22 protein-coding genes and 1 riboswitch are annotated in these 23,768 nt (G+C 52.0%); all 22 genes read left to right on the top strand.

What is annotated here, in order from left to right:
• Positions 1-6 precede the first annotated feature (6 nt).
• The 22 genes from clpB to OEL90_RS12285 all read left to right on the top strand — a co-directional run bounded on the left by clpB (position 7) and on the right by OEL90_RS12285 (position 23,648).
• Positions 7-2,622: an ATP-dependent chaperone ClpB gene (gene clpB / locus OEL90_RS12390; protein WP_291402632.1), complete on the top strand. Its 2,616-nt coding sequence runs from the start codon at positions 7-9 to the stop codon at positions 2,620-2,622.
• A gap of 442 nt (positions 2,623-3,064) precedes the next feature.
• Positions 3,065-3,739, top strand: coding sequence for an endonuclease III (nth, locus tag OEL90_RS12385; RefSeq protein ID WP_291402630.1), 675 nt, complete (start codon positions 3,065-3,067; stop codon positions 3,737-3,739).
• Between the two features lie 69 nt (positions 3,740-3,808).
• Positions 3,809-4,366, top strand: a complete 558-nt coding sequence (gene cobU / locus OEL90_RS12380) for a bifunctional adenosylcobinamide kinase/adenosylcobinamide-phosphate guanylyltransferase (RefSeq protein WP_291402629.1) — start codon at positions 3,809-3,811, stop codon at positions 4,364-4,366.
• Between the two features lie 31 nt (positions 4,367-4,397).
• A complete protein-coding gene (cobS, locus tag OEL90_RS12375) occupies positions 4,398-5,162 on the top strand; it encodes an adenosylcobinamide-GDP ribazoletransferase (RefSeq protein ID WP_291402627.1) in 765 nt (254 codons plus the stop codon).
• Between the two features lie 84 nt (positions 5,163-5,246).
• Positions 5,247-5,864, top strand: coding sequence for a histidine phosphatase family protein (locus tag OEL90_RS12370; RefSeq protein WP_291402625.1), 618 nt, complete (start codon positions 5,247-5,249; stop codon positions 5,862-5,864).
• A gap of 202 nt (positions 5,865-6,066) precedes the next feature.
• Positions 6,067-7,590: a cobyric acid synthase gene (locus OEL90_RS12365; protein ID WP_291402623.1), complete on the top strand. Its 1,524-nt coding sequence runs from the start codon at positions 6,067-6,069 to the stop codon at positions 7,588-7,590.
• A gap of 4 nt (positions 7,591-7,594) precedes the next feature.
• On the top strand, positions 7,595-8,686 hold the full coding sequence (cbiB, locus tag OEL90_RS12360) for an adenosylcobinamide-phosphate synthase CbiB (RefSeq protein WP_291402621.1): 1,092 nt from the start codon (positions 7,595-7,597) through the stop codon (positions 8,684-8,686).
• A gap of 38 nt (positions 8,687-8,724) precedes the next feature.
• Positions 8,725-9,843 carry a pyridoxal phosphate-dependent aminotransferase gene (locus OEL90_RS12355; protein ID WP_291402619.1) on the top strand — a complete coding sequence of 373 codons (1,119 nt, stop codon included), beginning with the start codon at positions 8,725-8,727 and terminating at the stop codon, positions 9,841-9,843.
• 19 nt (positions 9,844-9,862) lie between these two features.
• Positions 9,863-10,753 (top strand): hypothetical protein, encoded by an 891-nt coding sequence (locus OEL90_RS12350; protein WP_300688969.1) that lies wholly within the window; start codon positions 9,863-9,865, stop codon positions 10,751-10,753.
• A gap of 92 nt (positions 10,754-10,845) precedes the next feature.
• Positions 10,846-11,628 (top strand): undecaprenyl-diphosphate phosphatase, encoded by a 783-nt coding sequence (locus OEL90_RS12345; RefSeq protein ID WP_307731008.1) that lies wholly within the window; start codon positions 10,846-10,848, stop codon positions 11,626-11,628.
• A gap of 79 nt (positions 11,629-11,707) precedes the next feature.
• The gene (locus tag OEL90_RS12340) at positions 11,708-12,892 is read left to right on the top strand and encodes a DUF362 domain-containing protein (protein ID WP_291402616.1); all 1,185 of its coding nucleotides are present in this window, start codon (positions 11,708-11,710) and stop codon (positions 12,890-12,892) included.
• 94 nt (positions 12,893-12,986) lie between these two features.
• Complete coding sequence (locus OEL90_RS12335; RefSeq protein ID WP_291402614.1) at positions 12,987-13,457, top strand: tRNA (cytidine(34)-2'-O)-methyltransferase; 471 nt, start codon at positions 12,987-12,989, stop codon at positions 13,455-13,457.
• A gap of 115 nt (positions 13,458-13,572) precedes the next feature.
• Entirely contained in the window at positions 13,573-14,415 is an 843-nt protein-coding gene (locus tag OEL90_RS12330; RefSeq protein WP_300688966.1) for a DegV family protein, read from the top strand.
• Positions 14,416-14,667: 252 nt separating this feature from the next.
• Positions 14,668-14,769: riboswitch (glycine riboswitch) on the top strand.
• A gap of 183 nt (positions 14,770-14,952) precedes the next feature.
• A complete protein-coding gene (locus OEL90_RS12325; protein WP_291402610.1) occupies positions 14,953-15,357 on the top strand; it encodes a GrdX family protein in 405 nt (134 codons plus the stop codon).
• 101 nt (positions 15,358-15,458) lie between these two features.
• Entirely contained in the window at positions 15,459-16,409 is a 951-nt protein-coding gene (gene trxB / locus OEL90_RS12320; protein WP_291402608.1) for a thioredoxin-disulfide reductase, read from the top strand.
• A gap of 33 nt (positions 16,410-16,442) precedes the next feature.
• Positions 16,443-16,760, top strand: coding sequence for a thioredoxin TrxA (gene trxA, locus OEL90_RS12315; RefSeq protein WP_291402606.1), 318 nt, complete (start codon positions 16,443-16,445; stop codon positions 16,758-16,760).
• A gap of 58 nt (positions 16,761-16,818) precedes the next feature.
• The gene (locus OEL90_RS12310) at positions 16,819-18,105 is read left to right on the top strand and encodes a glycine/sarcosine/betaine reductase component B subunit (RefSeq protein ID WP_291402604.1); all 1,287 of its coding nucleotides are present in this window, start codon (positions 16,819-16,821) and stop codon (positions 18,103-18,105) included.
• Positions 18,106-18,155: 50 nt separating this feature from the next.
• Positions 18,156-18,632: a glycine/sarcosine/betaine reductase complex selenoprotein A gene (gene grdA, locus OEL90_RS12305; protein WP_291402602.1), complete on the top strand. Its 477-nt coding sequence runs from the start codon at positions 18,156-18,158 to the stop codon at positions 18,630-18,632.
• Between the two features lie 253 nt (positions 18,633-18,885).
• Complete coding sequence (gene grdB / locus OEL90_RS12300; protein WP_291402600.1) at positions 18,886-20,205, top strand: glycine reductase complex selenoprotein B; 1,320 nt, start codon at positions 18,886-18,888, stop codon at positions 20,203-20,205.
• 90 nt (positions 20,206-20,295) lie between these two features.
• A complete protein-coding gene (grdC, locus tag OEL90_RS12295) occupies positions 20,296-21,837 on the top strand; it encodes a glycine/sarcosine/betaine reductase complex component C subunit beta (RefSeq protein ID WP_300688960.1) in 1,542 nt (513 codons plus the stop codon).
• Positions 21,838-21,849: 12 nt separating this feature from the next.
• Complete coding sequence (gene grdD / locus OEL90_RS12290) at positions 21,850-23,040, top strand: glycine/sarcosine/betaine reductase complex component C subunit alpha (protein WP_291402596.1); 1,191 nt, start codon at positions 21,850-21,852, stop codon at positions 23,038-23,040.
• Between the two features lie 338 nt (positions 23,041-23,378).
• Positions 23,379-23,648, top strand: a complete 270-nt coding sequence (locus OEL90_RS12285; protein ID WP_300688957.1) for a BMP family ABC transporter substrate-binding protein — start codon at positions 23,379-23,381, stop codon at positions 23,646-23,648.
• Positions 23,649-23,768: the final 120 nt, after the last annotated feature.

Genomic DNA, 23,768 nt, shown 5'->3' with positions numbered 1-23,768 from the left:
ATTTGAATGAATCCTGAAAAATATACGCAAAACGCCATGAGGGCGTTGCAGCACGCCATCAATCAAAGCGTTGAAAACGGAAACCCGACTGTGGATCTGGATCATGTGCTGGAGGCGCTGCTGGCGGATCCTCAGGGTCTAATTCCATCCATTTTGAAGCGTATGGAGATCGATGTGAATGGGCTTCAGAATCTGGAGCGGGAGACCATCGGCAAAAAACCCAAAGTGAGCGGGGGGAGCCAGCCCATGCTCTCGAGCGAAGCGACCAAGGCGCTGAATCAGGCGGACCAGGAGGCGGAGGCCATGGGGGACCACTACGTCAGCGTCGAGCACCTGATGCTGGGGCTGATTGCCCATGCGCCAAAAGAACTGAAGCAGCGGCTGGAGCAGCGAGGGATCAGCCGGGACAGCTTCCTGCAGTACCTGCAGGCAGTGCGGGGGCATCAGAAGGTCACGACGGACAATCCGGAGGGAACTTACGACGCGCTGGAGAAATACGGGACGGACCTGGTGAAACGGGCCACGGAGAACAAGCTGGATCCGGTGATAGGGCGAGAAGAGGAGATTCGGCATACCATTCGGATTTTGTCGCGTAAGACCAAGAACAATCCGGTGATGATCGGTGAGCCGGGGGTCGGCAAAACGGCAGTGGTCGAGGGGCTAGCCCAGCGGATTGTGCGGGGGGACGTGCCTGAAAACCTGAAGAATAAGCGGGTCTATTCCCTGGACATGGGGGCGCTGCTGGCGGGCGCGAAGTACCGCGGCGAGTTCGAGGAACGGCTCAAGGCGGTGCTGGATGAGGTGTCGAAGAGTGACGGCGCCATTATTCTCTTTATTGATGAGATTCACAACATTGTCGGGGCGGGGCGGACGGAAGGCTCCATGGACGCCGGCAATATGCTCAAGCCGCTGCTGGCCAGGGGTGAGCTCAGGTGTATTGGCGCGACCACCCTGGACGAGTACAGGAAATATATAGAGAAGGATTCGGCGCTGGAGCGGCGTTTTCAGCCTGTGATGATCGATGAGCCAACGGTGGAGGAGACCATTTCGATTCTGCGGGGGCTCAAGGAGCGTTATGAGATATATCATGGGGTCACGATTCACGACGCCAGCCTGATTCAGGCGGCGATCCTGTCCCACCGCTATATTACGGACCGGTTCCTGCCGGACAAGGCCATTGACCTGGTGGACGAGGCCTGCGCGCTGATCAAGACAGAGCTCCAGTCCATGCCGACGGAGCTGGACGAGGTCAGCCGGGACATCATGCGCATGGAAATTGAAGAGGCAGCGCTGGTCAGAGAGACGGATGAGGCGAGCCTGAAGCGTCTTGAGAACCTTCGAAGGGACATTTCTGAGCGCCGCGACGAGCTGAAATCCCTCATGGCGGTCTGGGAGAGTGAGAAATCCTCCATTTCCAAGGTCAGCGCTCTGAAGGAACAGCTGGAGGCGCTGCATCACGAGGCGGAGGCTGCTGAGCGGGACTATGATTTGAACAGGGCAGCACAGCTCAAATATGGTGACATCCCAGCGCTGGAAAAGGCGCTGACTCAGGCGGTTTTGGAGACTGAGGGACGTGGCGAGAACACCCTTCTGAGGGAGAGTGTGACGCCTGAGGAAATTGCTAAAATTGTTTCCCGCTGGACGGGCATTCCTGTGGCCCGGATGATGGAGGGCGAGCGTGAAAAGCTGCTGAGGCTGGAGGAGATTCTTCACGGGCGGGTTATTGGCCAGGATGAGGCGGTGCAGAAGGTTGCAGATGCAATCCTGCGGTCGCGCTCCGGGATCAAGGATCCGAACCGTCCAATAGGATCGTTCCTGTTCCTTGGACCGACCGGCGTTGGTAAGACGGAGCTGGCCAAGACTTTGGCCGAGGCGCTGTTTGACAGCGAGGACAACATGGTCCGGATTGACATGTCAGAGTACATGGAGAAGCACTCTGTGGCGCGCATGATTGGGGCGCCTCCGGGGTATGTGGGCTATGAGGAGGGCGGCCAGCTGACGGAAGCCGTGCGCCGCAAGCCGTATTCGGTTGTTTTGTTTGATGAAGTGGAAAAGGCCCACCGGGATGTGTTCAATGTGCTGCTCCAGATCTTGGATGATGGCCGGATCACAGACTCCCAGGGCCGCACGGTGGACTTCAAGAATACTGTGCTGATTCTGACTTCGAATATTGGCGCCCCAATGCTCCTGGAAGGAGTGGACTCTGAGGGACATTTGAGGGCGGGGGTCAGGAACGCGGTGCTCAGCGAGCTGAAACATGCTTTCAGGCCGGAATTTCTCAACCGTCTGGATGAAACGGTACTGTTCAAGCCGCTGATCAGGGAAGAGATTGCGAAGATTCTCGATCTGCTGCTGGCGTCTATTGAAAAACGACTGTCCGAGCGCGAAATTAAAATTCACTTGTATGACACGGCGAAAGCGCTGATCCTAAAGGAGGGCTATGACCCTGCCTTTGGGGCGCGTCCGCTGAAGCGTTATCTGCAGCGCGGCCTTGAGACGACACTGGCGCGGGCCCTCATAGCCGGAGAGATCAATGACGGCGATACGGTATCCGTGGTCGCCCGGGGCGGCGCGCTGGCGATTGAGAAAGAGAATCGCCAAATGGAAGAGGAACAGGAATAGTAAAATAGAAGCGGGATTGCCGAGGCGATTCCGCTTCTGTTTGGTTGAGGCTGAACATTAAGGCCGGCGCTGAAGAAGTTTAAATTGTGTCTGAATTGTTTTAGGGTCTGGTACATTAATCATTTCGGAACCAGGTGTGGTGTTTGTTTCGGAACCGGATACAGGGTTTGATGGCCGATGGTTTCGTGACCGACTACCTTGAATTGTAGTAAATTGTGTGAAGCTCTGGCACTGGATTCAAAGCTGTCCGCGTCACCAGTTTCGTTTTTGTCCGCGTCCCCAAAGTGAAAGTTGTCCGCGTCCCCAAGTTGAAGTGGCTTAAAAATTTAAGCCAAATTTCAAATTAGGTTTACTTTCGTTTTGTGAATTGACATAAAAACATTGACGTACCCTTTTAACGCTGTTACAAAATGGTTATAATAAAGCATCGAGGTGCATAACCATGGCAAAAAAGAAAGTCCCCAAACCCACAAAAAAAGAGAAGGCGCAGATGATCGAGCTGCTGCTGGCACTTTATCCGGATGCGGCACCCGAACTGACCTTTAATTCAGATTACGAGCTCCTGGTCGCAGTCATCCTGAGCGCCCAGTGTACGGACGTACGCGTCAACGAGGTAACAAATATCCTATTCAAGCGCGCCGGCACACCGGAAGCTATGACATCCCTGAGTCTAGAGACCCTCGAAGACATCATCCGCCCATGCGGACTCTTTCATACCAAGGCCAAAAATATCCTCACCATGTCCCAAACGCTCACCCGGAACTACGACGGCAAAGTGCCCGAGACCATGGAGCAGCTGATGGAACTGCCTGGCGTTGGAAGAAAGACGGCCAACGTGGTGGTCAGCAACGCCTTTGGCGTGCCGGCCATAGCCGTGGACACCCACGTATTCCGCGTATCAGCGCGACTGGGGCTGGCCTCAGGCCAAAACGTCGACAAAACCGAGCAGGAGCTGATGAAGGTCATGCCCAGGGAGCACTGGACAAAGCTTCATCACTGTCTGATTCTCCACGGCCGCCGGGTCTGCAAAGCGCGAAAGCCAGCCTGTGAGACCTGCGGTCTGAACGGGCTCTGTCCCCACGGCAAGCAGCTGCTGAGTGAAGCCATAGCTCTATGAAATGAATAATTTCTCATTTTCCATAACTATTCAACCAATGCAGCAAGCCACAGAAGGAGCTGAAATCGTTTGAAAATCGTACTCGTCACGGGTGGCGCCCGCAGTGGCAAGAGCACCTTTGGAGAAAAATACATCGCGGAGCTGGCTTCCAGAATTGCCTATATCGCGACAGCCATCCCTTTTGATGATGAAATGAAGAGCCGCATCAAGCACCATCGCGGTTCCAGGCCTCAGGAGTGGACTACCGTCGAAAAATACTTTGAAATAGACCGGGTCATCCCAAGCATCGCTTTCGAGCACGACGGGATCATCCTGGACTGTGTGACGCTGATGGTCAGCAACATGATGCTCGAGGCACCGGACGTGGACTGGGAGAACCCTGACCCGGCCAAAGTCAACGAGATTCAGGATGCGGCCATTGCCCACGCCAAAGCCATTGTGGAAGCGCTTAAAGCCTCAAAAATGAGCGGCGTTTTGATCACCAACGAGATTGGCATGGGCATCGTGCCCGAGAATCCCATGGCGAGAGCCTTCAGGGACATTGCAGGCCGCGTCAACCAGACCATAGCTTCCATGTCAGACGAGGTCTGGCTCCTGGTCAGCGGGATTCCGGTCAAAATAAAATAAGTCTGCCACTTTCGAAAAGTGAGGTCGTCACGTGAAATCGTTGATATTGATGCTGCAATTTTTTACGCGCCTGCCGCTGCCCTTTGAGATTCAGGCGGACGCGGAGGACTTTAACAGGGGGTTTATCTGGTTCACCACCGTAGGCCTCGTCATAGGCGGTCTGCTTACCCTCCTCTACATAATCCTGTCACCCTGGGTGGGCACTCTCCTCCTGGCGGTCATCCTGGTCCTGGCCGAGGTCCTTCTGACGGGCGGCCTGCACCTGGACGGCCTCTCGGACACCTTCGACGGCCTTTATTCCAACCGGGACAAGGAACGCGTCCTCGAGATCATGAAGGACTCCCGCATAGGCGCGAACGGCGCCCTGGCCATGATGTCCTGGCTGCTCCTGAAAATCGCGCTCCTCAACGAGCTGTTCCAGCTCACTGCAGTCCATACCCCGAAAACTGCAACCTGGCTCATCCTTCTCCTGATGCCGGTGGCCGCGAAATCCGCCCTGGCCCTGAGCTGTTACCTGGGCCCCTATGCCAGAAAAGAGGGCATGGGCCATCTGTTCATAGGAAAAGTGAGTGGCAGCCGATTGTTCCCCGTCCTCACCCTCGCCGCCATCCTGCACGGGCTGCTGGTACCGGCTTCTCTTGCGGTTTGGGCCGGCATCCTGCTCCTCACCCTGGCCTACACCCGACACGTCCGAAAACGCATTGACGGCTTGACCGGAGATACGCTGGGCGCCTGGCATGAGCTCTCCGAATTGTTTTACCTGGCAGGCTGGCTGGCAATGATCCAAATCCTTTAAATGCAATTCTGTAAGACTACACTTGTATTAAACAAAAAATAAACCTGGCCGTAACGCCAATTCCGCAATAAAGGAGTCCCTAAAATGCAGATTCACCTGCTCAGACACGGAGAAACGGAGATGAATGCCAAAGGCACCTTCTGCGGGTTCTCAGATCCGTCGCTTTCCAATAAAGGCAAAGACCAGGCCCGGCATATTGCCGAGGATCTCAAAAGTCACACCTTCACGCGCGTTCTCGTCAGCCCCCTCAAACGCGCGGTAGAAACCGCGGTGATCGCGACCGGGATCGATCCCGACGCCTATGAACTTCATCCGGATCTTAGAGAGATGAACTTTGGTGCCTGGGAAGGCATGACCTACGAGGAGATCATGACGACGGGCGGCGATTATGCCCTAAAATGGGAAGCGGATAACCTGAACATCCCGTGTCTCGAAGGGGAGTCCATGGTTACGTTTCATGAGAGGGTCATGGCGGCCTACAATTCCCTGAGTAAAGATTTCAAAGAAGAGGACCGAATCCTGATCGTATCCCACGCCGGCGTGATCCGGAGTCTTCTGACGGAGTGGCTCCACGGCTCCATGGAAGGCTATTGGCGATACAAGATTGACAACTGCGGTCATGTCATTGTAGATTTTATTGACGGCTTCGCGGTGCTGGTTCATCTCAAGAGCCCGTTCCCCGCGCCGGAAAGGTCGTTTTGAAGACCATCGGCTATAATCTTGGGTTAAGCAAAGCAGCGTGATACCCGGAAAAAGCCAAATGCAAATTATTCCCCCCAAAGTGGTTGAACAAGCTCTCAATGAGTTCATACATAAAGCGGCTAGACCCAAAAACCAACAACACTGACATCCGCCGGCCTGCGAGGGCAGACGAGATGCCATGTAACTAAGAGGAGGCGTTATGATGGCACCAAAAGCTAAACCCATTATGATTCAAGGCACGGGTTCCTCCGTGGGCAAGAGCATTTTGACCACAGGACTCTGCAGAGTGTTTCGAAATGACGGACACAATGTGGCGCCATTTAAATCACAGAACATGGCACTCAACTCGTACATCACAGAGGACGGCGGCGAAATGGGCAGAGCCCAGGTCGTTCAGGCAGAGGCAGCCGGCAAGAAGCCGGATGTGCGCATGAACCCAATTTTGCTCAAGCCGTCCACAGACCAGGAAGCCCAGGTCATTCTCCTAGGCGAGGCGGTGGACAGCCTTGGCGCAGTGGACTATCACTCAAAAAAACCAGAGCTGGTATCCCTGGTGCGCAGCGCTTACGAAGGTCTTGCCGCTGAAAATGACATCATTGTCATTGAAGGCGCAGGCAGTCCGGCAGAAATCAACCTCAGAGATAACGATCTTGTCAACATGGGCATGGCTGAAATTGCGGATGCGCCTGTGCTGCTTGTTGGGGACATTGACAAGGGCGGCGTTTTTGCATCCCTTTACGGTACCATCATGCTTCTTTCAGAAGAGGAGCGAAAGCGTGTCAAAGGCATGATCATCAATAAGTTCCGCGGCGACGTGAAGCTCCTCGAACCGGGGCTGAGACAGATCGAGGAACTCACCGGGATTCCAGTCCTTGGCGTCGTGCCTTACACCGAACTCAAGATTGAAGACGAGGACAGCTTGTCCGAGCGTTTCCGCGTCAAGGCGGAGAGCCACGGCAAAGTCAACGTCGAGGTCCTTTATCTGCCGCATGTCTCCAACTTTACGGACTTTGACGTGTTTGGCATGCAGGAGGACGTCAACCTCCGCTATGTCATGCGGGGCGAGCGCATTGGTGATCCGGACATCCTGATCATTCCGGGCACCAAGACCACCATGTCTGACCTTCAATTCCTCAGAGATTCCGGCCTTGCCGACCAAATTTACGAGCTCCACAGAAAGGGCCGCATGATCATAGGCCTCTGCGGCGGCTTCCAGATCCTGGGCAAAACCATTCAGGACCCGCATCACGCGGAGAGCACCATCGATGAAATGCCTGGCCTTGGACTTCTCGATGTCGACACCGTCTTCGAAACCATCAAGACCACAACGCAGGTCTTCGGCCGCATCAGCGGCATGCGCGGTGCTTTTGAGGAGCTCAACGGCATGGAGCTCAAAGGCTATGAAATCCACATGGGCCACTCCTACCGCAGAATGGGCGCGCCGCACATCATTGACATCTACAACCGCTTTGGCCTCGACACGGAAGTCGCAGACGGCTCTGTGGATGAAACCGGCAAAATCATAGGCACCTATGTCCACGGCATTTTTGACAATCTGCTCTTCACCCGTAATCTTGTCAACATCATCCGCAAGGAAAAGGGCCTGGACAAATTGCAGGCACCTCTTGAAACCTATGAGGACTTCAAGGATAAAGAGTACAATAAACTGGCAGAGCTCCTGAAGTCCTGCCTGAATATGGATAAGATCTACGAGATCCTGGGTTAGCGACATGCTGGCATACTGGATCGGCTACGGACTGGATCTGGCGGTGGGGGACCCTGTGAGTGTGCCCCACCCCATTCGCTATATAGGACGGCTGGTCAGGTTTTGGGAACACAAGCTTCTGAGAGAGGGCGATTCACCCGGCAGTTTAAAGCTGCGGGGTGTCGTCCTCGTTTTATTGACCGTCGTTCCGGTGTACTTGTTCTATTTGGTATTAGTCACTTTGGCAGCCAGGCTGCATCCCATAGCCGGATTAATAGTGCAGGCACTGGTTTTTTTCCAGATGATGGCCACCCGCAGCCTCTGCGACGAAGGCATGAAGCTTTATCACGCCCTTGGAGCAGAGCCGGAGGGCTTGGCTGGGGCCGAGCAGGAGGGTATGGCTGGGGCCGGACAGGAGGGCAAGACTGGAGCGGAGCCGGAGGCTAAGGTGGACGCGGCGTCGCAGCAAAATCCTGGGTCGAAGTCTCTTTCTGATCAGGATATTGACAATGCTCTGGACCCCGCTCGAAAGCAGCTCTCCATGCTGGTCAGCCGGGATACCTCAAAACTGGATCGCGTCGCCATTATTAAGGGCGGCGTCGAAACGGTTTCAGAGAATTTTGCCGATGGCATCCTCGCCCCCCTCTTCTTCACCGCCATAGGCGGCGTCCCGCTGGGCATGGCGTATAAAGCCGTCAATACCCTGGATTCCATGGTGGGCTATAAGAATGACAAATATCTGCATTTTGGCTGGGCCGCCGCAAAGTTCGACGACCTCGCCACCTGGCTGCCGGCACGACTCAGCGGCCTTTTTGTGATTCTGGCAGCCTGGGTCCTCCGACTGGACTGGAAGCGCGCCGCCCGAATCATGATCCGGGATCGACGCAATCACGAGAGCCCCAACAGCCCTTACCCGGAAGCTTCGGTGGCAGGGGCTCTTGGCATTCAGCTTGGCGGCAGAGCCACCTATTTTGGCGTCACTTATGAAAAAAAGACCATGGGGGATCCGGTGGAACGTCCTGTGCGGGCTCATCTGAAAACCACGGTTCGGCTGGTTTACGGTGCGTCTATACTTGCATTTCTTTTTTGGCAGGGCGTAATACGACTTGTCCTTTAAGGTCACATCGTGTAACATCATGAAAAAGGGGGATCACTATGCAGCGCTATGAACACGGCGGAAATCCATATAGTTTGGAACAAAGCACGGGTGTTCCCTTGGACTCTTTGGCGGATTTCAGCGCCAACATCAACCCTCTTGGGCCGTCTCCAAAAGGCCTGAGTGCAGTTATGGCAGCTTTGAACGCTGAGAGAGGCCCTTTGACGCGATACCCTGACCCGCAGTACGCTCAGCTCAGGAAGAGGCTCGCAGCCTATCACGGCGGGGCTTTGAATGAAGCGAACCTGTATCCTTCCAATGGCGGGATTGAAGCGATCCATGACGTCTTCAGGGCGCTGAAGCCTTCCAAAGTCATGATTGTCTCACCTGCCTTTGTTGAATATGAAAAGGCTGCGAGAGCCCAGGCCACAGAGGTCGTCTATTTTGACCTTAAGGCTGAAGCGAATTTTACACTGGAGCGGTCGGCTTTTTTAAACGCTGTGGATCAGCAAAAACCGGATCTCGTCGTGCTGGGCTCCCCCAACAATCCAACAGGTCAGCTCGTAGAGAAGGCGGTCCTGAAGGAGACGTTAAAGCGCCTGTCAGTTTGGGGCGGCGCGCTGCTCACAGATGAAGCCTTCATGGATTTTTTAGCGGATGAGGCTTCAAGTTCTTGGTCCATGGCTTGTGAAGTTCCTGAGTATGAGAATCTCTTTGTCACGCGCTCGCTGACAAAGTTTTTTGCTGTACCAGGTCTTCGTGCAGGCTATCTGATCACGTCCTCGCCCGCATTTGAGGCTTATTGGCAGGAGGTCAAACCGGTCTGGGGCATGAATGCCCTGGCTCAAGTCTACGTTTTGGCGGCTGTTGACGATGCTGAGTACATAGAAAAAACAAGGGCGGAGCTTGACCGCTTGAAGTCCAAGCTGTCACACAGCCTGTCCGCCTTTGAACCGGTCGTCCTGTTTCCCGGTGAAGTGAATTATCTGTTGATTCGTGTCTCCGAGCCGTTTCAACGGACATTAAAGCAGGGACTTGAAGCTTCGGGGATCCTCATCCGGGACTGCGCCAATTACAGAGGTCTTGGACAGGGTTATTTCCGGCTGGCGGTTCTTGGGGATGAGGATCAGGCTCGGTTGATCAAAGCCTTGTCGTCGCTGCTGATTCAAAATGAATAATTTTTAGGGAAGCTGAAAGATGTCAAAAGATCATGTTCGACTCAAGGTGCCCACGACCTGCGGGGAGCTGATTCAAGGACCGTATCTTGCAAAGGAGTCCTTAATATCGCTGCCTATCAATTTGTATACTGAAGTGGAAGCTCGCCTGGTGAAGGGTGGGGGGAGCGGAACCACTGGAAAAACAAACCTGCAGCCCAAGGCGGCTGCGGGGTTTTTGAGCGCAGTCAAACACCTGGGGTTGACTGAACGGGAGGCGTCGCAGGTGGAACTTGTGCTGAACTCTCCTGTGGCACCCGGGAAAGGTTATGCGTCCAGTACCTCGGATCTTTGCGGCGTCATGGCGGCGGTGTTTGAACTGTTTGAGGCGCCTCAGCCGGCGGAGACTCTGGCAGCCCTCTGCGCAGAGATCGAGCCGAGTGACGGACTGATGTTCGAGGCGTGGACGCTCTTTGATCATCTGTCGGGGAGAGTGCTCGAAACCTATAAAACGGTGGAAAATGTGAAACTGCTGGTCCTGGAGCCGTTATCAATCTGTGTGACAGATACCTTTCGATCTGATGAGGCGGTGCAGATTGCCCTTGATCAGAAGACGGAAATACCTTTTAGATTATTCGAGAAAGCCATTCGAGAGGGTTCTGTCAGAGGCGTGTTTCAAGCTGCGGCCGCCAGTGTGCTGGAGCATCAGGCGGTCTTGATGAAGCCCCATCTCGAGGCAATAATGGAAATGGCTGAAAGGGAAGGCGCCTATGGGGTCGTGGGTGCCCACAGCGGCACAATTCTGGGGATTGCCATGCCGGAAGCGCTGGAGGAAGGCGTCTTGATTGAAAGGCTGCGCGAGCTGGGTGTTCTAGAGTGGTATCAGAAGCAGTTCGTGGCGCGGACGGTGGTTGGGGGCTGCCAGATACTGTAATGATTCAAACATGAGCCTCAGCAGCCTTGCTTGGGTGCTGCAAAATACTGTGATGCTGCGGCATCAATGACTTGTCAAAAGGAGAAAATTTTATGTTTATGGACGTCGTAAAAGCTATAATACTGGGCATAGTCGAGGGTCTGACAGAATTTCTGCCGGTGTCCTCCACCGGACATCTGATCATTGCCAACAACTACCTCAGTTTTGAGGGTGACTTTGCCAATCTTTTCGCAGTGGTGATTCAGACTGGCGCGATCCTTGCTGTTATTTTGTATTTCCGGGACAAAGTCTTCCCGAAACGCGGTGAGATGAAGACTTATGTGTCCCGATGGTCCAAGGTAGCCCTTGCCGTGCTGCCGGCGATTGCCATTGCGGTCCCTTTTGAGGACGCTATTGACGAAGTGCTCTTCAATCCCACTGTGGTCGCCATTGCGCTGGTCGTCGGTGCGGTTATGCTTCTGTTCATTGAGAACAGGCATTTCAGAGTGCTCGTCAGAGACGAGCAGCAGATCACCTACCGTGCGGCGCTTTTTGTTGGCCTTGCCCAGTGCATGGCTTTGGTGCCGGGGATGTCCCGCTCTGCGTCTACGATTATAGGCGCTATTGTCATAGGATTTTCAAGGTCTCTGGCGGCGGAGTTTTCGTTCTATCTGGCCATTCCGACGCTGGTTGGTGCCGGCATTTACAAAATGGCAAAATTTGAGTCGGCCTTAACTCAGCCGCAGTGGATTTTGCTTGCGGTGGGGACTGTGGTGTCCTTTATTGTGGCGTATGTCGTCATTGCCGGATTTATGGGTTACATTAAAAAGCATGATTTCAAACCTTTTGCCTGGTACAGGATTGCCCTGGGCGCTCTGGTGCTGTGGCTGGCGTAAATGTGGAAGCTGGTATCTGCGGCTGACGCCTATCAACCCCAAACTACCTTAAAATGTAAATTAAGAAAGAAGGTCAGCCATGAATTCAAAGGTCGCGTTGGTCAAATGCCAATCCTTCGACTATGACTATAAACCTGTGAGAGAAGCCATCCAGGAGGCCGTTGAGGCCCTTGGGGGCTTTTCGGCGTTCCTTTCACCCGGCGAGCGTGTCATGCTGAAGGTCAATCTCTTGATGAAAAAGGCGCCCGAAGAGGCGACGACGACCCACCCGGTCTTTGTGGAAGCCTTGGCGGATCTCGTGACTGAATTTGGCTGCGACGTCCTCATAGCGGACAGCCCCGGAGGCCCGTTTGTGCTCAGGATGCTGGAGAGCGTCTATAAGGGCTGCGGCTATGACCGGCTCGGGCGTTCTGAACGCCCGGAACAGCCCGGTATTAAACTGAACCGCAATGTGAAAAGCATGGAGCGAGAGAATGCCGATGGTTACCTGCTCAAACGCCTCACCCTGATTGACGCTTTAAATGATGTCGACAAAGTCATTTCAGTCTCCAAGCTGAAAACCCACGGCATGATGAAGTTTACCGGCGCAGTGAAGAATATGTTTGGAACGGTCCCGGGCATGATCAAGGCAGAATATCATTTCAAAATGCCCGAGCCGGACGATTTTGCGGACATGCTGGTGGATATTTGTGAGCACGTCAGGCCTGTTCTGTCCCTGATGGATGGGATTGTAGGCATGGAAGGCGCAGGACCTTCCGCCGGTGATCCAGTCGACCTGGGGGTGGTATTAGCCTCTGACAACCCACACTGGCTGGACATGACCGCGGTGAAGCTGGTTCAGATCGATCCGCAGGATGTGCCCACTTTAAGAAGAGCAGTGACCCGGGGATTGATTGATCCGGTGAACGCTCCCGCAGAAATGACAGGTCTGCCGCTGAAGGCATTTCATATACCTCATTTCAAGGCACCAAACATTAGAAGCATTGAATTTTTAAGAGGCCACGCCCCTTATTTCATCAAGCACGCTGCGGATCTCATGCTCAAGCCGCGGCCGGTCTTTGATTCAAGGCATTGTGTGAAGTGTGGGGACTGCAGGCGGCTTTGCCCGCCTCAAGCGATCGCTATGGACAAAGCAGTCAGGGAAGGCTACCCGGTGGTGGATCTTTCAAAATGCATAAGATGCTACTGCTGCCAGGAGCTGTGCCCCAAGGAGGCGGTGGAGATCCACAGGCCGCTGCTTCTACGTCTAATGACTAAGTTTTAAAAAGCCTCTTGTGGCTGCTTGCGGCTGCGCCAAAATCGGCTTAGCCTATCGCCCACTGTTCCTGCGCATCATGACAAAATTCTAGGAGATGACTATGTCTATTGAAATTGCGCTTTATCAGCCCGAAATTCCACCCAACACTGGTAATATTGCCAGGACCTGCGCGGTAACCGGCGCCAAGCTGCATCTGATCAAGCCTTTGGGCTTCTCCATTGATGAAAAATACGTAAAAAGAGCCGGACTCGACTACTGGCATTTGGTTGACGTCACGGTGCATGAATCTTTGGAAGCGTTTCTGGAGGCTATGCAGGGACGCCCGCTCTATTTTTCGTCGACTAAAGCCCGGAAGCTCTATACCGAGGTTGAGTACGAAAAGGACGCTGTCATTGTCTTTGGCAGCGAGACCCGGGGACTGCCGCTGCTGATTCACGACACTTACAAATCGGGTTTGATGCGGATTCCAATGCGCGATTCCGCAGACGCAAGAAGCTTAAACCTTTCGAATGCGGTCGCCGTCGTCTTGTTTGAGGCCCTCAGACAGCAGGGGTTTCCGGAGCTGGTCTAGAGGCTGGGGGTGCTGAGGCCTGGGGGGCCATCGGCAAAGTCTTATAACTTGTTTTGCTTTCGCATCAGCAGAATACACGTTATAATGGAACTATTCAAACTAGAGGGGTGTTTATATGGCGGTTAAAATCATCACCGACAGTGTTTCTGATTTGCCCGGCGATCTGAAATCAGCCTATGGAATTGAAGTGCTGCCTCTGATGGTCAACTTTGGTGAGGTTTCTTACAGGGACGGCATTGATCTCACACCGGAGGCTTTTTTTGAGAAACTTAAGACGGCGCAGACGCTGCCAACGACTTCCCAGGTCAACGTAGGCCAGTTTGTGGAATGCTTTGATCGCATTGTAGAGGCAGGGGGAGAAGCTGTTGTCATCACACTTTCCTCAAAACTTAGCGGGACCTATTCCGCGGCGGTGACTGCGGCAGAGGAAGCGGGCGCCGGACGCATTACGGTCATTGACTCCAAGTTCGTAAGCTTCGGACAGGGCCTTCTGGTTCTGAAAGCCGCTGAAATGGCGAGAGAAGGCATGAGCAGGGAAGATATTGTCAACGAATGTGAGCGACTTATGACGCGGCTCGAAATGCTAATCTTTGTCGATACATTGACCTACCTGCATAAAGGTGGAAGATTGAGCGCTGGAGAGGCTGTGATTGGCGGGCTCCTGAGCATTAAGCCTGTACTATGTGTCAAGGACGGGGCTTTGGCGCCTCTTGACAAGGTACGTGGGCGCAAGAAGACACTGAAATGGTTCGAACAGTACCTCCAGGAACATGCGGCGGAGATGTCAGAGGAGAGCGTAGGCTTTTTCCATGCGGCAGATCCCATCTTTATGGAGGAAATGATTGATGTGGCCTCAAGCGTCATTCATCCTTCCAAAATTCATCGTTCTACAGTCGGCGCTGTGGTCGGGACGCATTCTGGCCCGGGTTGTGTTGCATTCACCTATTTTAGAAAATAATTTTCCCGATTTGTCAGATCGACTGTAATAATAATTCATTTGCCTGTTTTAGAATCCGCCAACACGTTGAAAATTAAGGCTTTCAACGTGTTGTTAATTTTATGACAAAAATGTTTATAGGGGTTGCAATTTATTTGTGAATGCACTATAATGACGATGTAACATAAAGATTGTTAAATAAATACGAATCTTTTATCAGAAAATTCTATGAGTGATAGACGCAGGACTTGCGTTAAAAATTGAATAGACTGGATGAAAAGTCAGGGAGAGAATCATTAATTTGATCGCCGAAGGGACAAGCTGTCACTGCCAAGTGACCGTGAAATTTTCAGGCAAAAGGACCGGACTTAGACAGATCTCTGAAAAGCCGAACAGGCACCGTAGGGGCAATTATTTTGTGATCAAACTTCAATCACAGATAAGAAACTCTCAGGTTGAAACAGAGGGAGGAATGGCAGCTTTATTACTGCATTCCTCCCTTTTTTATTTCGATAAATGAAAATAGATGAAGAGCGATTGAAAGTGAGGGATTCTGAAATGAAATTCATACTGGTCACCAACAACCGAATGGTTCAGGAGCGCTTTAAGCCAGGTGATACGAAGAATCTCACCCAGGTCGTTTATCAGGAAAATCTTGATTTGATCGGCGTTCTGGCAGAGGCGCGGAACTTGATTCACAAGGGCCACAGGCTGCTGACGCATCCGCTGTCCGGCAGCGTGAAGCCTTACGAGACACCATTCAAGTCAGTGGCAGTGACATCTGAAGTTGAGGTACTTGATTTTCAGTCCCTTCAAATTATTGAAGAGAGCCTTGCCACAGCAAAAAAGTTCCTCGCGGATGCCAAGGTCATTCGCTACTCGGATAAAGTCTATGACGATTTCAGATTGATTGACCTCAACCTCATATTAAGCGGCATTGAAAGCATAAATCAGTTTGGTTAGAGCGAACTGGTCACGGAAACGTCGCAAAAGCGGTGCGTGATTCTCTACAGTACGCTTTGTAACGCATACAACCAGGAAATTAGAACATGGGGGGCACAGGCATGGAAAAGCACTATGATGTCGTGATTATCGGCGCAGGACCTGCGGGTCTGTCAGCGGGTCTTTACGCTGCTCGCGCAAAGATGAAAACTGTTATTTTGGAAAAGGAAAAGCCAGGCGGCCAGATTGCAACAACAGATGAAGTCGCCAACTACCCGGGCTCAGTTGAGCACGCTACCGGCCCAAGCCTGGTAGAGCGCATGGTCGCTCAGTGTGACGAGTTTGGCGCGGAGCGCGTGAAGGATGGCGTCAAGTCTATTGATTTTAACGGTGATCTCAAAGTGATCGAAACTGAGAGCGGCGATATTTATAAAGCAAAAGCAGTCATCGTTGCCACTGGCGCATCCCCTAAAAAGATCGGATGTCCGGGCGAAGCGGAGCTCACAGGCAAAGGCGTCTCCTACTGCGCAACTTGCGACGCGGACTTTTTCACAGACCTCGAAGTCTACTGCGTTGGCGGCGGTGATACCGCGGTTGAGGAAGCTATGTACCTGACCAAGTTCGCGCGAAAAGTCACACTGGTTCACAGACGCGACGAGTTCAGAGCAGCGAAGTCCATCATTGAAAAAGTCAAGAAGAACGAGAAAGTGGAGTACCTCATGGACTCCGTCGTCGAAGAGGTCTATGGAGACGGCATTCTCGAAGGCATCAAGGTTAAGAATGTCAAGACCGGCGAAGTTGTGGACATTCCGGCGTCTGAGGATGACGGCACTATGGGTGTCTTCGTCTTCATAGGCTACGATCCGCTTACAGCCCTCTTCAAAGGCGTTCTCGACATGGATCAGACAGGATACCTGATCGCGGATGAGAACATGAACACCAATATCCCGGGCGTCTTTGCCGCAGGCGACGTTCGCCAGAAGGTGCTTCGCCAGGTGGTGACCGCAACTGCGGACGGCGCGATCGCCGCGGTTATGGCAGAAAAATATATTGAGGATAAATTCCACGCATAGTGGGTATTTATAGATAGGGTAGGGAGGAAAATCATGTTTATACTGGACAAAGACAATTTTGAACAGGAAGTGCTTGGTGCCGATGGTTTTGTGCTTGTCGACTACTGGAGCGACGGCTGTGAGCCATGCAAGGCCCTCATGCCGGACGTGGAGGAACTCGCGGCGGAATATGAAGGCAAAGTCAAATTCTGCAAACTCAACACAACGAATGCCAGAAGACTGGCGATCTCTCAAAAAGTGCTTGGCCTTCCTACAATCACCCTTTACAAGGGCGGTCAAAAAGTAGGCGAAGTCACTAAGGAAAAAGCTTCAAAAGCCGGCATCAAAGAAATGTTGGACGCTAATCTTTAAAGAAGAGCATTGTCTGTAACCGGAGGGTCCGGTTCAAATATACAAGGAGGTGAACCTTTTGCGTTTAGAACTTGGTGAAATTCTAATCAAAGACGTTCAGTTTGGCGACGTCAGTAAGGTCGAAAACGGGACACTGTTCATTAATCGTGATGAGATCGTTTCGCTTGTCATGGAAAATGAATATATCAAAAGCTGTAAGGTCGATCTTGCTAAGCCGGGTGAAGAAACCCGCATCACACCTGTTAAGGATGTTATTGAGCCACGCGTCAAGGTTGACGGTCCTGGTGCAATTTTCCCAGGCGTCATCAACAAAGTTACAACCGTTGGTTCCGGTAGAACCCACGTACTCAAAGGCGCAGCAGTTGTTACTTGCGGTAAAATTGTAGGCTTCCAGGAAGGCATTATCGATATGTCCGGCCCTGGCGCAGACTTTACACCGTTCTCCAAAACCAACAACGTTTGTCTGGTCATTGAGCCTGCTGAAGGCATCAACCAGTACGACTACGAAGCGGCAGCCCGTATGGCTGGCCTCAGAGTCGCAACTTTAATCGGTGAACTCGGCAGAACGGTTACTCCGGACGTCGTCCACACTTATGAGACTAAACCGCTCTTTGAGCAAGCAGCTCAGTACCCAGAGCTTCCTAAAGTCGGCTATGTCTACATGCTTCAAACACAAGGCCTTCTCCACGACACTTATGTCTATGGCGTTGACGCGAAGAAGATTGTTCCTACAATCCTCTATCCGACTGAAGTCATGGATGGCGCAATCCTGAGCGGCAACTGCGTTTCAGCTTGCGACAAGAACACAACCTACCACCACCTCAACAACCCAATCATCAAACATCTCTACGCTGAGCATGGCAAGTCCATCAACTTCATGGGCGTCATCATCACGAACGAGAACGTTTACCTCGCTGACAAAGAGAGATCTTCCAACTGGACTGCGAAGTTCACGAAGTTCCTCGGCCTGGACGGCGCTATTGTTTCACAGGAAGGTTTCGGCAACCCGGATACTGACCTGATCATGAACTGCAAAAAAATCGAAGCGGAAGGCGTCAAGACTGTTATCGTAACAGACGAGTATGCTGGCCGTGACGGTTCATCCCAGTCCCTCGCAGATGCGGATCCATCTGCAAACGCAGTGGTCACAGGCGGCAACGCAAATGAGACCATTGAACTCCCTCCAATGAAGAAAATCATTGGCATGCTGGATTACACGGATAAAATCGCTGGCGGATTTGACGGCTCCCTCAGACCGGATGGCAGCATTGTTGCCGAAATCCAGGTTATTACGGGCGCTACCAATGAGCTTGGCTTCAACAAGCTCACTGCAAGAATGTACTAATAAAAAGCAAGTCGAAATAAAAAGAATTTAAAATCGAAAGGATGTCGAGAATGAGCATTTTAGCTAATAAAAAAGTGATCATCATTGGCGACCGCGACGGTGTTCCGGGCCAAGCGATCGAAGAATGCGTCAAGACGAATAGCGCGGCAACAGTCGTCTATTCCGCAACAGAGTGTTTTGTCTGAACGGCTGCAGGGGCCATGGATTTGGAGAATCAGAACAGGGTTAAATCTTTAGCGGATGAGTACGGACATGAGAATGTCGTAGTTATCTTCGGCGCAGCAGAAGCAGAATCAGCTGGTCTTGCAGCTGAGACCGTCACCAATGGTGACCCAACGTTTGCAGGAAGCCTTGCAGGCGTAGCACTTGGACTTTCTGTCTACCACGCGGTAGAGCCTGAGTTCAAGGCTGACGTAGACGCAGACGTCTACGAAGATCAGATCGGCATGATGGAAATGGTCCTCAACGTGGACGACATCGTTGCTGAGATGACAAACATGAGAACGTCTTACTGCAAATATCTCTAAGATCGCGCCGATAATTTAGAGATATCAAAGAACTAAAACGCTTTACCAAAACCCTGATTATCAACCCTGATAAAAACCCTGATTAACAACCAAATCCATGCAATTACACAGTTCGGTCGAACTGTACAAAACCTGATGGCAATACCGTTTTAAAGTAATATACCAGCGATCCTTTAAACCAGAAAAATGTGAAGGGAGGGATCCTCAATCTATTCCACCGCGTTAGTATTTGCGGAGGAGTGTGAGGCGGCTTATGAGCAAGATTAGAATTGTGCACTACATTAACCAATTCTTCGCGGGCATTGGCGGTGAAGAAAAAGCAGACGTGAAACCTGAGCTGAGAGAAGGCGTTGTCGGTCCCGGCATGGCACTGAACGCTGAATTCAAAAAGCTAGGAAAAGATATGGAAATCGTTGCTACAGTAATCTGTGGTGACTCCTATTTCAACGAGAATCTTGAGGAAGCAAAAGCAACAATCCTCGAGATGATCAAAGCCCAAAACGCTGACATGCTTATTGCAGGTCCGGCGTTCAACGCAGGCCGTTATGGCGCTGCTTGCGGCACAATCTCCAAGTTCGTTCAAGAAGAGCTCGAGATTCCAGTTGTAACAGCTATGTACATTGAGAACCCGGGTGTCGATATGTACCGCAAGGACCTCTACATTATCGAGACTGGCAACTCCGCAGCTGCAATGCGTACAGCGGTTCCGGCTGTCGCGAAGTTCGCTGTCAAGCTTGCTGAAGGCGCGACTATCGGCAGACCTGCTGAAGAAGGCTACATTGAGCGCGGCATCCGCAGAAACGTCTTCGTCGACAAGATTGGCGCACAGCGTGCGGTTGAAATGCTTGTCAGCAAGCTGAATGACCAGCCTTTTGAGACAGAGTACCCAATGCCGGTATTTGATCATGTTGCTCCAGGCAATGCAATCAAAGATCTTAGCAAAGCAAAAATCGCTCTGGTCACTTCAGGCGGTATTGTTCCGAAAGGCAATCCAGATCGCATCGAGTCTTCTTCTGCCTCCAAATATGGCAAGTATGACATTGATGGCATTTCTGACCTGACTTTCGAAACTTACGAAACTGCTCACGGCGGATTTGACCCGGTTTACTGCAACGACGACTCCGACCGTGTACTTCCTGTAGACGTCCTTCGCGACCTCGAAAAGGAAGGCAAGATTGGCGAACTGTACCGTTACTTCTACACAACGACAGGAAATGGTACTTCCGTTAAGAATTCCAACGAGTTTGCTGCGGAATTTACTAAGGACCTTCTTGCAGATGGCGTTGACGCGGTTATTCTCACTTCAACGTGAGGCACCTGTACTCGTTGCGGTGCAACGATGGTTAAAGCTATTGAAAGATCCGGTATTCCTGTTGTCCACATTGCGACAGTAGTTCCAATTTCCCTGACTGTTGGCGCGAACAGAATCGTTCCGGCAATCGCAATTCCGCATCCGCTCGGCAATCCAGCGCTCGAACCGGCAGAAGAGAAAAAGCTTCGCCGCCGTATCGTCGAAAGAGCGCTCCATGCTTTGACTGTAGAAGTCACTGAGCAGACGGTCTTTGATAAATAATATAATTTGACCTGAATAGGTTGAGGTGAAGGGTATGTGCAGTGCAGGCCTCTAGCCTCAACCTATTTAAACATTATTCGGAGGTGTAAAATGTCCTACGCAGTATTGAAAGCGGCCGGTTATGTGCTCGTGCACACGCCGGACATGATCATGCACAATGGTACAACTCAAACAGTTGAGAAAGCAATGAATCCTGATTCGGAATACCTCAAGAAAGTTCCTGAGCATCTTCGTACGTTCGAAGAAGTTGTCAACTACGCGCCAAACCAGACTTATATTGGAAACCTCACGCCTGAAGCCCTTGGGAAGCTTGAAAAGCCATGGGTCGGCGTTGATGTCCCGGGCAGCAGCCGCGATGGCAAGTTCGGCGAGATCATGCCACAAGTTGAATTCATTGCCATGCTGAAACTTTCTGACGTCTTTGACCTTGTCAAGCTCGAGAAGTCCTTTATGGATCTGGCGAAAGCGGAATATGGCAAGAATGCTCTGGCGACTCCGGAAGAGCTCGCTAGGCTTGGCGAAGGCGATTCCCTTGCCATGATCGAAGAGCTCGTGAACGTCCACCATGCGGAAGCGATTTACCATGACGGCAAACTCGTCGGCTGCGTCAAGAAAGCCCACGACGTCGACGTCAACCTCAATGCCCATGTCATGTTCGAAAACCTCGTTGTTAAGGCTTCCGGCATCCTCGCGTTCAAACACCTGGTAGCTAAAAACAACATTGATCCACTTTCAATTGATTATGTGATCGAGTGCTCTGAAGAAGCTTGCGGCGACATGAACCAGCGTGGCGGCGGCAACTTCGCAAAATCCATTGCTGAGATGGGCGGCGCAGTCAACGCGACCGGTTCCGACCTCAGAGGCTTCTGCGCGGCGCCTACTCATGCTCTGATTACAGCGGCTTCTCTCGTTAAGGCCGGCACTTATAAAAATGTCGTCATCGTCGCCGGCGGCGCTACTGCCAAGCTTGGCATGAACGGCAAAGACCATGTCAAGAAAGGCCTCCCTATTCTTGAGGACGTCCTCGGCGGATTCGCGCTTCTGATTTCTGAAAATGACGGGAGCTCCCCGGTTCTCAGAACAGACCTAGTCGGCAAGCACAACGTCGGCACAGGCTCTTCTCCTCAGGCAGTTATCACGGCGTTGATTTCAATGCCGCTCGACAAAGGCAACCTCAAAGTTACGGATATCGATAAGTACTCCGTAGAAATGCAGAACCCTGACATCACGAAGCCTGCCGGCGCCGGCGACGTTCCTGAAGCCAACTACAAAATGATTGCTGCAATTGGCGTCAAACGTGGTGAGCTCGAGCGCACGCAGCTTAACGAATTCGTTGAGAAGCACGGCATGAACGGCTGGGCACCTACACAGGGCCACATTCCATCAGGCGTGCCATATGCTGGTTTTGCCATAGATGATTTGACGACTGGCAGCTTGAACCGCGCAATGATCGTTGGTAAAGGCTCCCTGTTCCTCGGCCGTATGACGAACCTGTTTGACGGTGTTTCCATTGTCGTCGAGAGAAACAGTGGCGAGACTGCTTCAGAGGGTGCTTCCGTCTCCAAGGAAGAAATCAACAACATGATCGCAGAAGCCATGAGAGGTTTTGCCGCTCACTTGCTAAACGCGTAAGGAGGGGCTAATATGTCTGAGAACCTCGAAGTAAAAAAGATTCTTGGTAATGCGTTCCTCGAAATCGCGGATGCCATTCAAACCGGTAAGTTCGGCAGCCGCGTTCGCGTAGGACTGACTACCCTTGGCAGCGAGCATGGCGTGGAGAACCTCGTCAAAGGCGCAGAACTTGCGGCTCGCGACGCGGACTACGATATTGTCCTGATTGGACCTAAGTGCGACACTTCCCTTGAAGTGGTCGAAATCAATTCTGAAGACGAAATGCATAAGAAGATGGAAGAGCTCCTGGACAGCGGCTACATCCAGTCTTGTGTCACCATGCACTATACGTTCCCAATTGGCGTTTCAACGGTTGGCCGTGTGGTCACACCGGGAATCGGCCGTGAAATGTTCATAGCGACCACGACGGGTACGTCTGCGACCAACCGAACTGAAGCTATGCTGAAAAACGCCATTTATGGTGTGGTCGCGGCAAAAGCAATGGGGATCCAAAAACCTTCAGTGGGCATTTTGAATGTCGACAACGCGCGTACCGTTGAGCGCGGACTCAAAGAGCTGATCGCTGCAGGCTACGACCTCAGCTTCGGCGAGTCCGGCCGTTCAGACGGCGGCAATGTCATGCGCGGCAACGACCTGCTCATGGGCTCTGTCGACGTCATGGTCACAGATACTCTGACAGGCAATATCCTGATGAAGATGTTCTCTTCCTTTACAACCGGCGGAAGCTATGAAGCCACTGGCTTTGGCTATGGTCCTGGCATTGGCTTTGACTATGAGCGCGCGATCCTGATCCTCTCAAGAGCATCAGGCGTACCGGTTGTCGCAAACGCGATCCGTTACGGCGCCATGCTCGCTAAGGGCAATCTGAAAGAGGTCGCTAAAGCGGAGTTTGACAAAGTTCGCGCTGCGGGCTTTGACAAGATTGTTCAAGGCTTGACCAAGGATACAAAAAAATCAGCTGCAGCGGAAGAAGAGACAGAAGTTAAAGCCCCTGCGAAAGAAGTCGTCACCGGCTCCGTTTCAGGCATTGACATCATGGACCTTGAAGATGCGGTTAAAGCGCTTTGGAAGCAGGGCGTCTATGCGGAGAGCGGCATGGGCTGCACCGGACCAATTGTCATGGTGGCTGAAGAGAAGCTTGAGCTCGCAATCAAACTGCTGGCGGAAGCGGGTTTCCTTGCTAAAGAAGCGGTACCTTGCTAGTTTAGAGGTTGGATTGATCCAAGATGAATTGAGAGAGGCCGGTAAGTCGCTGGAATGTGCGATCTACCGGCCTTTTTACTAAAAAATTATGTTCTTTGCTTGATACTTGAGGACAATTTTGGATATAATTAAGATGTATTCAACAACATGAGGTGAGCCTGTCCACTAGAGAGTGCAGGAAGAGTCGCCAGTCAAGATTATTAACAACATCGGAAAGTTTGAAGTGCGGGTCAATACTCGCAGTGCGAGGTACTCTGTGTTGTAGGTCTTCTGGTGAATTTTTTTGCGATATAAAAAGGACATTTGGCACAACCTGAAAAATGAGGAGGAACGGGATGATGAAGAAGCTATTTGCATTACTGCTCATCGTTATACTTGCGGCCGGAGCGCTCGCAGGCTGCGGTGAGACAAAAGAAAGCGTTGTCGTAGGCATGATTACAGACACTGGCGGACTTGGGGACCAATCCTTCAACGACTCTGCATGGTATGGCCTTGAGCGTGCAGAAACTGACTTTGGCGTAGAGCGCAAGGTTCTTGAATCTGCCACAGCAGATGACTATCTGCCAAACCTGACTTCATTCTCTGAAGAAAACGTTGAGCTTACCTAGATTCTACGTGCAATCTACTCATATAACCCTTTAAGCAAGTATTTATAATCGTTAAGCCAAAACCATTCTTTCACCCAATGGGTGAAAGAAAATTGCAGCAAATTAACATCTATTTGTATG

The organism is Acidaminobacter sp., assembly GCF_030247605.1.
Classification (GTDB): domain Bacteria; phylum Bacillota; class Clostridia; order Peptostreptococcales; family Acidaminobacteraceae; genus Acidaminobacter.
This window is presented reverse-complemented; position numbering and strand designations above follow the sequence as displayed.